The organism is Streptomyces sp. NPDC057136, from assembly GCF_042670885.1.
Classification (GTDB): domain Bacteria; phylum Actinomycetota; class Actinomycetes; order Streptomycetales; family Streptomycetaceae; genus Streptomyces.
Window position 1 is genome coordinate 1 of record NZ_JBHUUV010000081.1, and the last position, 9,158, is coordinate 9,158.

General features: G+C 68.8%; 9 protein-coding genes and 1 pseudogene. 2 read left to right on the forward strand and 8 right to left on the reverse strand.

From position 1 onward, the window contains the following. Positions 1 to 46: 46 nt before the first annotated feature. Both ACFT7S_RS38380 and ACFT7S_RS38385 read left to right on the forward strand, forming a co-directional pair. Complete coding sequence (locus ACFT7S_RS38380; protein WP_382741124.1) at positions 47 to 442, forward strand: DUF6153 family protein; 396 nt, start codon at positions 47 to 49, stop codon at positions 440 to 442. Between the two features lie 91 nt (positions 443 to 533). Further along, entirely contained in the window at positions 534 to 1,175 is a 642-nt protein-coding gene (locus ACFT7S_RS38385) for a DUF305 domain-containing protein (RefSeq protein ID WP_382741127.1), read from the forward strand. Between the two features lie 302 nt (positions 1,176 to 1,477). On the opposite strand, the gene ACFT7S_RS38390 is transcribed toward ACFT7S_RS38385, so the two are convergent. The 8 genes and pseudogenes from ACFT7S_RS38390 to ACFT7S_RS38425 form a co-directional block, all read right to left on the reverse strand. After that, positions 1,478 to 2,773, reverse strand: a complete 1,296-nt coding sequence (locus tag ACFT7S_RS38390; protein WP_382741130.1) for an MDR family MFS transporter — start codon at positions 2,771 to 2,773, stop codon at positions 1,478 to 1,480. Then, positions 2,773 to 3,906 carry a PLP-dependent cysteine synthase family protein gene (locus ACFT7S_RS38395; RefSeq protein ID WP_382741133.1) on the reverse strand — a complete coding sequence of 378 codons (1,134 nt, stop codon included), beginning with the start codon at positions 3,904 to 3,906 and terminating at the stop codon, positions 2,773 to 2,775. The genes ACFT7S_RS38390 and ACFT7S_RS38395 overlap by 1 nt, the downstream gene beginning before the upstream one ends. An 81-nt stretch (positions 3,907 to 3,987) precedes the next feature. Continuing rightward, positions 3,988 to 4,428 carry a hypothetical protein gene (locus tag ACFT7S_RS38400; RefSeq protein WP_382741135.1) on the reverse strand — a complete coding sequence of 147 codons (441 nt, stop codon included), beginning with the start codon at positions 4,426 to 4,428 and terminating at the stop codon, positions 3,988 to 3,990. 144 nt (positions 4,429 to 4,572) lie between these two features. Continuing rightward, entirely contained in the window at positions 4,573 to 4,962 is a 390-nt protein-coding gene (locus ACFT7S_RS38405) for a hypothetical protein (RefSeq protein WP_382741138.1), read from the reverse strand. A gap of 196 nt (positions 4,963 to 5,158) precedes the next feature. Next, positions 5,159 to 6,199, reverse strand: coding sequence for an NlpC/P60 family protein (locus ACFT7S_RS38410; protein ID WP_382741140.1), 1,041 nt, complete (start codon positions 6,197 to 6,199; stop codon positions 5,159 to 5,161). Between the two features lie 465 nt (positions 6,200 to 6,664). Beyond that, positions 6,665 to 6,841: pseudogene (locus ACFT7S_RS38415) on the reverse strand (CbtA family protein); the annotation flags it as partial. A 140-nt stretch (positions 6,842 to 6,981) separates the two neighbouring features. Continuing rightward, positions 6,982 to 7,899 (reverse strand): F510_1955 family glycosylhydrolase, encoded by a 918-nt coding sequence (locus tag ACFT7S_RS38420; RefSeq protein ID WP_382741143.1) that lies wholly within the window; start codon positions 7,897 to 7,899, stop codon positions 6,982 to 6,984. A 672-nt stretch (positions 7,900 to 8,571) separates the two neighbouring features. Further along, positions 8,572 to 9,158 (reverse strand): HAD-IC family P-type ATPase (locus ACFT7S_RS38425; RefSeq protein WP_382741146.1); only part of this gene is annotated, 587 nt, incomplete at its 5' end.

The window sequence follows — 9,158 nt, forward strand, 5'->3', positions numbered from 1 at the left end:
TCGGCAGCTTCAGTTGTGTATAAGAGACCGGGCCTTGTTGGGGCTCATGACCGTCTTAAAGAAGTCCGTGGTCCCGCAGCCGGCGCTGCGGAACCACGGACTTCTTGTTCTTGCCGTTCTTCTGGGGCTGCTCGGCATGCACGCCATGGGGCCCGGCCCCTCGGCGGCGCAGACGACTGCGTCGTACAGCTCCGCGTCTGTGGTTCTCGACGCGTCGGACCACTGTGATCACGACTGCTCCGGGCACGGCGGCCAGGGCCAGCACGCTGACCCCACCTGTGCCTCGGCCGCTGTCAGCGGCTCGATCGCTCTTCCGGCGCTGCAGCCGACACTGATCTGTCCTGGGGAGTCCGCCGCCGGGCTCGTCACGAGGAGCACTACCGCACCCGGCGGAGGCCGTGCCCCGCCGTCACTGTCCGAACTCCAACTCCTGCGGATCTAGGAAGCGCCGTGGCGTCTCGCCCTGCCCACCTGGCGGGCCGGCGCCCATCGTCATGCCTTCCTCGACAGACGACAGACCCAGGAGTCTCGCAATGAACACGCACCACAAGCTGATCCGCCGTACCGCCCTCGTCGCCGCGACCGGAGCGGCGGCCCTCGTTCTCGCCGCCTGCGGCGGCAACGGCAACGGCGGCGGGCACGACATGGGGGCCATGGAGTCCAGCTCCTCCGCCCCCGCTCCGAGCGCTTCGGCTCAGGCCGGCGACCACAACGCCCAGGACGTTGCCTTCGCCGAAGAGATGATCCAGCACCACCGGCAGGCCGTGGAGATGGCTGATCTCGCCGACGACAGGGCCTCGTCCGCGGAGACGAAGGACCTGGCGAAGAAGATCAAGGGCGCCCAGGACCCGGAGATCAAGACCATGTCCGGCTGGCTGACGTCGTGGGGCGAGGAGGTCCCCGCAGACATGTCCGGTCAGGGCCACGACATGGCGCACGGCATGCCCGGCATGATGACCGAGGAGGACATGGACGAGCTCATGAAGGCCAAGGGCGCCGAGTTCGACAAGATGTTCGCCGAGATGATGATCAAGCACCACGAGGGTGCCATCGAGATGGCCAACAAGGAGAAGGCGGAGGGCAAGTACGGCCCCGCCCTCAAGCTGGCAGACGAGGTGATCAAGGCGCAGACGGCCGAGATCGAGCAGATGAACAAGATGCTCGGCGCGAGCTAACCCACCGCGAAACCGTCCGCTCTGCCGTGGTCTGGCGCCGGCCGCGGCAGAGCATCACGCGACCGGGCGCGCTGTGCGCGGGCATGGGCGGGGCTCATGTCGTCGAACGGGGGACTGAGCACGGCGGAAAGCGCGCCGGCACGGGGCGGGTCGTAGCGGACGGCGCGGAACGGAAGGAGTCGCACGATGGTGCGGGACTTCCGGGACGGCGCGGTCGTCATGGTTCACTCCCGAGAGGGGCAAGGCGAAGCAGAGGGGCGGGCGCGATGTGGGCGACCGCCCCCCTGCTTCGGGGTGTCAGGTCAGACGGTCAAGGGTTCCGGGCGTGCCTCGGCCGGGGGTGCGGCGAGACGGCCCGTGCGGTGCAGGCCGTACAGCGCGGCGGTGCACGCCAGGCCGAGCGAGGTGAGTGCGAGCCAGGGCAGTGCGGACAATCCGGCCTTCCGGGCGGCGTCGAGCGCCGCGCCGGTCAGCAGGTTGCCGACGGTGATTCCGATTCCGCAGATGGTGTTGTAGAAGCCGTAGTGCGTGGCCACGAGGCGGTTGCCCGAGAGCCGCACGATGGTGTCCATCTCGAAGGGGTAGGCGATCATCGTGCCGACCGAGAGGAGCAGCGCGGACGACGCCGGCGGTACGGCGGTCAGCAGCCACAGGCCGATGCCGCCGCCGGGCACAGGGACCGCTGTGACGGCGAGGAGCGGGAGGAACGCCGTGCCCATGGTGAGCAGACCCCAGGTGAGGGCTTGTCCCGGCTCCATTCGGGCTTTGCACCAGGCGGTCACCTTGGTTTGGAAGAGGATCGTGCTCAGCCCGGAGACGGCGAACAGGATGGCCACGGCCGCTGTGCCGAAGGTGCCTTCTCCGCCGAGCCGCCGGACCTCCAGGGGGAGCGCCAGGTAGACCTGGAAGGACATGACGTACGAGCCGATCATGGCCACGGAGAAGAGCAGGAACGGGCGGTTGGCGAGGATTCCCCGCCACTGGCTGAGCACGCCCTCGCCGGCCTTCTCCTTCGTCTCTTCGGCTCGGCGGGCGGGCAGGGCACGGATCTGGATGACGCTCAGCACGGCGAAGATCCCCGCCGCGACGAGACAGGTGACGCTGAAGTCGACCCCGGTCAGCACCATGCCCACCAGCGGTCCGAGCAGAATGCCCGCCTGGTAGAAGACGTTGAACAGGGCGAACGCCTCCACCCGGCGCTCGCCGGCGTCGGCGGCGAGATAGGCGCGGGTGGCCGGGTTGAACAGCGCGCCGGCCAGGCCCGTCGCCGCGGAGGCGGCGAGCAGCGCCGGGACGGACTCGACCAGACCGAGCGTCGCGAACCCGACGGTGCGCAGGACGAGTCCGGCGATGATCATGGGCTTGTAGCCGAGCCGGTCCGCGAGTGTGCCACCGACGAGGAACATGCCCTGCTGGCTGAAGTTGCGGACGCCGAGAATGAGCCCGACCAGCCAGCCGGCGAGCCCGAGGGGCCCGGCGAGATGTGCCGCGAGGTAAGGCATGAGCATGTAGAAGCCGAGGTTGATGGTGAACTGGTTCACCATCAGCAGCTGCACGCTCCGTTCGTACGAACGGACTTGGGTGAGAGTGCCTTTCATCAGACCCGCTCCTCCGCGGTGTCCGCGAGGCCCTCGTCGACGGCCACCTGCTCGTCATGGGCGAGTGTGAGGGGGTCGACCACGGTGGTGCAGCGCGTCCAGCGGGTGACCTCCTTCTCGTCGAGGCGGCCGATGACATCCGGTTCGGGTGCGGGCGGCCCGTCGAGAAGGCCGTGGGCGGCGCAGTAGTCGTCGTCGTACACGGTGCCGAGATAGCGCTGCGGCCCGTCGGGGAAGATCGCGGCGATCCGCGTCTCCTTGGGCAGCGCGCGGGCGAGCCAGCCCGCGACCAGGGCGACGGCGCCAACGCTCCAACCGCCCGTGGCGTAGTGGGAGGCGGCGAGCTGACGGCAGGACCACACCGCCTCGCTCGGGGCCACCCAGTGCACCTCGCTGAACTGGTCGTACGCGACGTTGCCGGGGTAGATGCTCGATCCGAGTCCGCGCATGAGGCGCGACCGGGCCGGCTGGCCGAAGATCGTCGAGCCGATGGTGTCGACCCCTACGAGCGTCAGGTCCGGGTAGAGCTGGCGCAGGACGCGGGAGACGCCCGCCGAGTGGCCGCCGGTGCCCACGCTGCACACCAGGACGTCGATGTGGCCGAGTTCGGTGGCGAGTTCGAGGGCGAGCGGTGTGTACGCGGTGATGTTGTCGGGGTTGTTGTACTGATCCGGGCACCAGGATCCGGGGTGCTGTGCGAGGAGCTGGGTCACTCGGTCGCGGCGGGCCTGCTGCCAGCCGCCGGTGGGGTGCGGCTCGGACACCACGTTGACCTGGGCCCCGTACGCAGATAGCAGCCGCGTCATGGACAACTCCAGGCCCGGGTCGGTGACCAGGGTGACGGGGTGGCCGTACACCATACCGGCGAGGGCGAGCCCGAGCCCGAGGGTGCCGCTGGTGGACTCGATGATCCGGGCGCCGGGGCGCAGATCGCCGCGGGCGCGGGCCCGTTCGACCATGTGGAGACCCGGGCGGTCCTTGATGCCGCCGGGGTTGAAGCCCTCCAGCTTCGCCCAGAAGCCGCGGCCCGCGGGGGCGAGCGGCTCCGAGATGTGGAGCAGCGGGGTGTTGCCGACCAGCCCGGACAGGGCGGTGCGGGCAGGGGGTGTGACGTCGGTGGTGGAGGAGTGCATGGTTCCGCTCTCATTTCGGTGTGCGCGTCAGGTACTCGTTCCGTTCGGTGGCCGCGCCACGCGGCCCACGAAGGGAACGGCCTAGATGCGCCACCGGCAGACGCTGATCTGCAACGAGCGGCCCGACCGCGCCAGGGAGGCACCTGATGAGGCGACCGCCCTTGAGATGGGGGCCTCCAGGGCCGTCGCGTCGCTGCCCATGGGCAAGGTGAGAGGCGTGGCCCCGGGTTCGGAGTGCTGCGCCGTGACGGAAGCCTGGGGAGTGAGACCCGGAGAGGTGCAGCCGGCTCCGTGACCGTGACCGTGGCCATGGCCATGGTGCTGTGGTGCCCGGTCCTCGGTGTGGCTCCCGCCCCACTCCATCGCCATGGCGATGCCGATCTCGCGGTGCGAGGTGTCGCCGCCGACGGGCGAGAAGCAGAGCGCTGCTGACACCATCAGGGCGCCGACGATAGCGGTGAGTAAGTGGCGTACGCCGGGCTGAAGTTCGATGGTCCGGCCTGCGTAAGGGCGGCTTGGCACAGTTCCTCCATGGGCGCGCCGACTCGGGTCCCGTGGCGGCAGGACGGAGAGGCGCACACAGCAATTCAAGGGGTGTAGGGATAAAGCGCGCCGTTCGACTCCCGACCGCACGGTCGCAAGTCGGGGGAGGTGGCGCGGGAGCATCTACACCTGAAGGACTGCGAGATTTCTAGGGGATGCCGGTGAAAGCGAACTGTCTTTCACTGAATCGATTTTTACCGGCTCACCGGTGACGACTTCACCGAATACGCCGGACTGCCTGGAGGCGCCGGGGGTGTTGGGCGCCGCAGTTCCCTCGGGAAGCCTGAGCGAGCATTCATGGGTCGGGTGCATCGGCGAGTGTCCACCGGAACCGTCCACGATGCTCTGCGATGCGGCGGCCAGGTTCGGCGAAGCGAACTCGGCGAAGGCTTCCGTCTCTACACCGTGTCCGGCCAGTAGACCGAACAGGAGTGCAACCAGGCCGAACAGGCGTCGCAGCCCCGCCGAAACGCGGGAATGCGGCGCACGCGAGCGCGACCGGGCTGTAATCATGGCGTTATCTTAACCGCGTATTCGCCGCGGTTCGGAATTCCGTGTGGAACATGGCGTGAATAAATCGTGTGCAGGCTCGATCTGTTGTCGGATTCGAGTGGGCAGTCACGGCCTCGTTGAGTAGTCGAGAAATAAATTGAGGACTCAACAATGCTGTGGCCGCGGTGAAAGGGGGCAGGACCACGCGGCCGTGCCTTCAGTCGATGCGAACGCCCCACATGAATGGCATGCCGCTGCGGGCGATCGACTCGTAACGCACCTGAGCGCCCGGCTTGGGGGCGTGGAGGATCTGGCCGTTGCCCGCGTAGAAACCGACGTGGCTCAAGTCGCTGCGCATGATGATCAGGTCCCCCGGTTTGAGTGCGCTCAGGGAGTTGATCCGCGCCCCGGAGCTCGCCTGCGACTGGGAGGTGCGGGGTATGGTCACGCCGGCCTGGCGATAGGCCCAGGACGTCAGTCCGGAGCAGTCGAAGGAACTCGGCCCGCTCGCACCCCAGACGTACGGCATCCCGACCCGGCTCTTTGCTGCCGCGAAGGCCGAGGCGGCGCGCTCGGACCCACTCGCCTCGTTGCCCAGCTCGACCCGAGCGCTATCCCGGTTGGCCCGGTCCTCCGCTTCGGCGATCCGTGCCCGCTCCTTCGCCGACAGGGTGTTCAGCAGCCGCTGCGCCTCGCCGAGCTTGCCCTGGATCTCCGTCTTCCGGTTGCCCAGCTCCTTCTGCGCGGCGCCGAGGTCGCGCAGCTTCTCGGACGCCTCCTTGCGCTGCTGCTGGAGCGCGCGCTGCTGGGAGAGGAACTGCTGGAGGGCGGCAGTCTGTTGTTCGCCGAGCCGGTCGAGGGCAGATGCCTTCTCCAGGTATGTGTCGGGGTCCTCGGAGAGGAACAACTGGAGGGACGGATCGAGGCCGCCCGACCGGTATTGGCCAGCTGCCACTGCGCCGATCCGATCGCGAAGCTTGTTCAGCTCCCCCTGCTTACGGGCGGCCTCGTCCCGCAGGGTGTCCACCTGCTTGGTGAGCTTGTCCGCCTTCTCCTTCGCCCCGTTGTACTTCTCGGTGGCTTGGGTCGCCTGCTCGTACAGCCGGTCCACCTGCGCCTTGACCCCCTTCTTGTTGGGGTCGGGCAGGGGGTCGGCCGAAGCCGACTGGACGGAGAGGACCACGGCCGCCGCCGCGGTGACGGTGAGGACACCGGTGTAGCGCGGACCGGATTGCTTCGGGCGGCGATGGGAAGCCACTGTGGAGCTCCTTCTTGCTCGGCCGCCGAGCCGGGACTGTGCCCTCCCCGGATCCGCGTGAGCGATGGTGGACATGGCGGCACTTTGCCGCCATCCCGGGCGGGTGGGCGGCCGATGCGAAAGCTCCGCGAATACTAATCGCCTTAGAAGATTAGCTTCAACGAGGGGTCGGGGATCGCGCGAGTGAGTGACGCCACAGACGGGGCAGGCCCCGCTCCGGGGAAACGAGCCCCGTGCCCATTCGTTGAGTGGTAGTTCTCGGCGGCTCGGGAGCCGCGTAGGAGCAGGGTTCGTGCCGGGGAAGCGCGGGGACCGAGGGAAGGCCCCGGGATGAGCCGGGCGCGCCCCCGGTCTTTCCCGCCGCGTGGTTCCGCCGACTTTGGCGGCCTGAGCCGGCAGGCGGCCTTGAGGGACTCGGTGCGAGGATCCGTTCGGCCAGGTAGCCGAGGAGGGCCCGAACACCGTCCGCAGCGCGGCCTGGATGCCGATCGCGGCCGGACGGAACTCCCAGAGGTCGGCGGCCGGGCAGCCCTTGGGGAGGTTGTCGCCGCGCGGCAGGAACACCATTGCCACGGTGATGGCCGCCACGAAGGCGCCGTCGGCGGTGACGGAGGCATTCCAGTTGCCCCATGCGGGGGTCAGACGACACTCAGCAGGACTGCAGCCGCGCCGAGCGGCAGGCTCAGCGCGGCTTCAACAAGCTGCTGCTCGACGCCGGTCGCCTCGCACACAACGCCTCTCACCGAGCAGCCCGCCGGGTAGGTCCGGTGAATTGGCGTATGTCAGTGGTGATCGCCGCTTGCCACGGAGAGGCGCTTTGTGAAGGTCTTCCCTGCGTCCTGGGACTCGTAGATGCCGTCCTGGGTAGCGGCGAGAATGTGCCGCTCGTCGACGGCGGTCAGGGCTTGAGGTTCTCCTCCCGGCACGGAAGCCGTCTTCTTCCAGTTGGCGCCGCCGTCCGAACTGATACTCAGAGCGCCCGTGAAGTCGACCCCGAACAACGAGCCCGGCGACGCCCAGGACAGGAACTCCATCCCCGCCCCCTCGCCGGGACCGAAGGTCGCGCCGCCGTCCGTGCTGCGCGCCACGCCATCCGCCGTGGTGGCGACGACCTGGCTCGGGTCCGCGGGATTGACGGCGAAGTCGAGGGCCTGCAGCCGCGCACGGGCCTTCCAGTTCGTGCCGTCCTCGTTCATGCGCAGCACACCGCCCGTGCTGTCGTACCCGTAGATGACGCCCTTCGCATAGTCCAAGCTATGGAAGTCCGCTTCGCCCTTGAGCGATGCGGACTTCCATGACTTTCCGGCGTCGGTGCTCTTGATCAACCCGTGGTTGTCCGGCCGATTGCTGCCGGGGGCCGGGTGGCCGCTGGCCAGGAAGGTCTTGGCACCGGCCACGGTGAAGCCCATGAAGTCGTCCGTGCTGTCCCCGACCAACTGCGGGCCTCCTCCGTTATCCGGGGTGAAGATTCCCTCGTGGGTGGCCACGTAGAGCCTGCCGTCTTCCGGGTCGACTCCCAGCCCATGGATGTGGCTGTGCAGGGCGGGGGCAGGCTTGGACCCCTCGCCCCCGGCAGCGGCGCCGCCGTCGGGAGTGCTGTCGCCGCAGGCGGCAAGGAGGAGAGTTCCGGCAACGACGGAGCCCACGGCGCAGAGTGAGCGGGTGCGCGGTCGGTGGAACGGGTTCGTGAAGGCGGGCATGCTTGATTCACCTCGTGTGTGTCGGTCGTACGGGAAGCCGCTGGCGGAAGCGTGAGGCGGCCTATACCCGCAGGACCGGCAAGCGGGAGCGGGCCGGGTTGGGTTCTCGCGACAGTGAGGCGGACCGCAACCTTTCAGCGAATGATGAGCCGTTGGCGGGAGACCAGCCGACGTGACGAGTGAACGCGGGCCGAAGCAGGGAAGCGCCCGCAAAGGCGCTGATCATCCCGACGCACAGGGAGGCCATGTCCGTGCCGCCGAAAGGGCTGGTGAGCGCCGACGACCCGTCGTGCTGAGCCGACAGTTGCACGGAGCCGTAGCTCGTTCGTTCTTCGAAGGGGTGTCCCGCACTGTGCGAGGCGGCGGACATGCCGTGGACCGGCGAACCGTCCGCATGCCCGACGGTGTGCATGAGGAACACGGCCAACGCGAAGACTCCGACGAGCAGGAGGTGCCCCAGGACCCCGCCTGGGCGTACCACTCTGCTCGCGTTCACGTTCGACCTCCGCGCGGGACACTATCAACCGCCGCAGGAGGACCCCGGACGGCAGCCGCCGGGTGTGACGCGTGCCATCTGAGCATGGTGTCTCAGACCGGGGCGTTCGACAGCCTCACCAGGGACGTTCAATGTCAGAGGGGCGGGCCCCTGGGGTCCGCCCCTCTCGCTTGCTTTTACTTGTCGGCGGCCTGGAAGCCGCGCAGGCGCAGGCTGTTGCCGACCACGAAGACCGAGGAGAAGGCCATCGCGGCCCCCGCGATCATCGGGTTGAGCAGTCCGGCGGCGGCGAGCGGCAGCGCGCCCACGTTGTAGGCGAAGGCCCAGAACAGGTTCGTACGGATCGTGCCGAGCGTCCGGCGCGACAGCCGGATGGCGTCCGCCGCGGCCCGCAGGTCTCCGCGTACGAGGGTCAGGTCACCGGCCTCGATCGCGGCGTCCGTGCCCGTGCCCATCGCCAGACCCAGGTCGGCCTGGGCGAGCGCGGCGGCGTCGTTGACCCCGTCGCCGACCATGGCGACCGAACGGCCCTCCGCCTGGAGGCGCTTGACGACGTCGACCTTTTCCTCCGGCATGACCTCCGCGTACACCTCGTCGATCCCGACCTCGGCCGCGACCGCTTCCGCGACGGCCTTGTTGTCGCCGGTGAGCAGGATCGGGGTCAGCCCCAGGTCCCGCAGCCGGCGGATCGCCTCCGCGCTGGTGTCCTTCACCGCGTCGGCGACTTCGAGGACCGCCCGTGCTTCGCCGTCCCAGGCGACGG